We start from the raw sequence: 1923 nt of genomic DNA, 5'->3' as shown, positions 1-1923 counted from the left end.
GCCACCCCGAGTGCGCCACCACGTACGGCGGCAGGAACGGCGCGAACAGGACGGCATCGGGTGCCATCGCGCCGACGGCGACGGCCGCGACGGGCAACGGGGTGCGTCGCGCCGCCAGGGCGACGACCGCGTGACTGACGGTGAAGGGCACGACACCAGCATCGCGGAGCGAGCGCTCCGCCCGCTTCGGTCGAGCGGATGACCTCGGGGCGTCGACCGAGCGGGCGCGTGTCCGGCCCGCCTGGGCGAGCGCCCCGCCCACCGTCCGTAGGCTCGACGCCGTGACCACGGAGCGCGTCGACGTCCTCGTCGTCGGCGGTGGGCCCGTCGGCCTCTTCGTGGCGGCCCTCCTCGCGGCGCGTGGGGTCGAGGTCGCCGTGTGGGAACGCCGCAGCGGGGCACCGACGGGCTCCCGCGCGATCGGCATCCACCCGCCCTCGCTCGACGCCTTCGCCGCGATCGGGCTGGACGCACCGGTGCTGCGGGAGGCGGTGCGCGTCCGACAGGGCGTCGCCCGGAGCCGCGGCCGGACGCTCGGCACCCTGACCTTCGACCGGGCGTCGACCACGCACCCGTACGTCGCGACGCTCGACCAGCACCGCACCGAGGCCCTGCTGCGGGACGCCCTCGCCGCCGCCGCACCGGACGCGCTCCGGACCGGCACCGCGCTCGCCACGCTCGAACGGCACGCGGACCACGTCGACGCCGTCGGGACCGACGCCCGCGGGAGCGTGGCCGTCCGCGCCCGGTTCGTCGTCGGGGCGGACGGCGCCCGGAGCGCCGTGCGGGACCTGCTCGGCATCAGCACGACCGGACGGGACTACCCGGACCGCTACGCGATGGGCGACTTCGCCGACGTCGAGGGGTCAGCGGCGCGGACGGCGGCCCTCGTCGACGTCGGACCCGCCGGTGTGGTCGAGTCGTTCCCGCTCCCCGGGGACCGACGGCGGTACGTCGCGCTCCTGACGCCGTCGGACGACCCCGCACCCGACGCGACGGCCCTGGCCGCGATCGTGGCGGGCCGCACCGGTGTCCGGCCGGACCCGGACTCCTGCAGCATGCTCAGCGGGTTCGGCATCCGTCGCCGCCAGGCGGAACGCGTCGGCGTCGGACGCGTCGTCCTCGTCGGGGACGCCGCGCACGAGATCAGTCCGATCGGCGGGCAGGGCATGAACCTCGGTTGGCTCGACGCGGCCGCGCTCGCGCCGCTCCTCGCCGAGGGGCTCCGCACCGGCAGCGCGGGACCGTGGCCGGAGTACGCGCGGCGCCGGCAGGCCGTGGCGCGACGGGCGGCGCGGCAGGCGGAGGTGAACATGGCGCTCGGACGTCCGTTCGGCCGTCCGCTCGGCAGGGTGGGGGCGGTCGGTCGGGAGGCGCTGCTCCGGACGGTCCTGTCCCTGCCGTCCGCCGACGGGCTGGCCGGGGTCTACGCGATGCGGTGGGCGTGACGGGTCGCGCGGGTCGGGTCGCGTGGGGGGTCGCGCGGGGGGTCGCGCGGGTCGGGTCGCGTGGGTCGGAACGCGCGGGCGTGACGGGTCGGTCGTCGGTCAGGCGACGAGGCGGGCGCCGGCGAGTCCGAGCTCGACGACCAGCACGAGGGACGACGTGATGACGAGCCGGAACAGGATCCTCGACGCCCGTCCCGCCAGCACGAGCCGGACCCCCACAGCCGCCAGCACGACCACCACGACCGTCCCGAGGACCGCGAGCACCACCCCGGGGCCCCGGACCGGGTCGTCGCCGAGCACCTGACCGCCGACGACGAGCAGCGCCGCGACGACGAGCGACCCGAACGCCACCACGCCGGCGCCCCGCAGCCCGAGGCGGTGCGGGAACCCGCGGACCCCCGTCGCTGCGTCGTCGACGAGGTCGGGCAGCACGTTCGTGCAGTGGATCGCGACCCCGAACACCGCGCCGGTCGCG

Annotated in this window: 2 protein-coding genes and 1 pseudogene; 1 reads left to right on the top strand and 2 read right to left on the bottom strand. The window is 77.2% G+C overall.

Translation table 11 applies throughout. The features are described 5' to 3' along the window. On the bottom strand, positions 1-151 hold a 151-nt coding region (locus tag I5E_RS04280; protein WP_031261508.1), incomplete at its 3' end, for a DUF4184 family protein. Between the two features lie 130 nt (positions 152-281). Between I5E_RS04280 and I5E_RS04275 the strand changes: the two genes are divergently transcribed. Further along, entirely contained in the window at positions 282-1448 is a 1167-nt protein-coding gene (locus tag I5E_RS04275; protein WP_022905904.1) for an FAD-dependent oxidoreductase, read from the top strand. 99 nt (positions 1449-1547) lie between these two features. Here the strand turns inward: I5E_RS04275 and I5E_RS04270 are convergent. Continuing rightward, a pseudogene (locus I5E_RS04270) lies at positions 1548-1923 on the bottom strand (UbiA family prenyltransferase); the annotation flags it as partial.

This window comes from Curtobacterium sp. B18 (assembly GCF_000333375.1).
Taxonomy (GTDB): domain Bacteria; phylum Actinomycetota; class Actinomycetes; order Actinomycetales; family Microbacteriaceae; genus Curtobacterium.
This window is presented reverse-complemented; position numbering and strand designations above follow the sequence as displayed.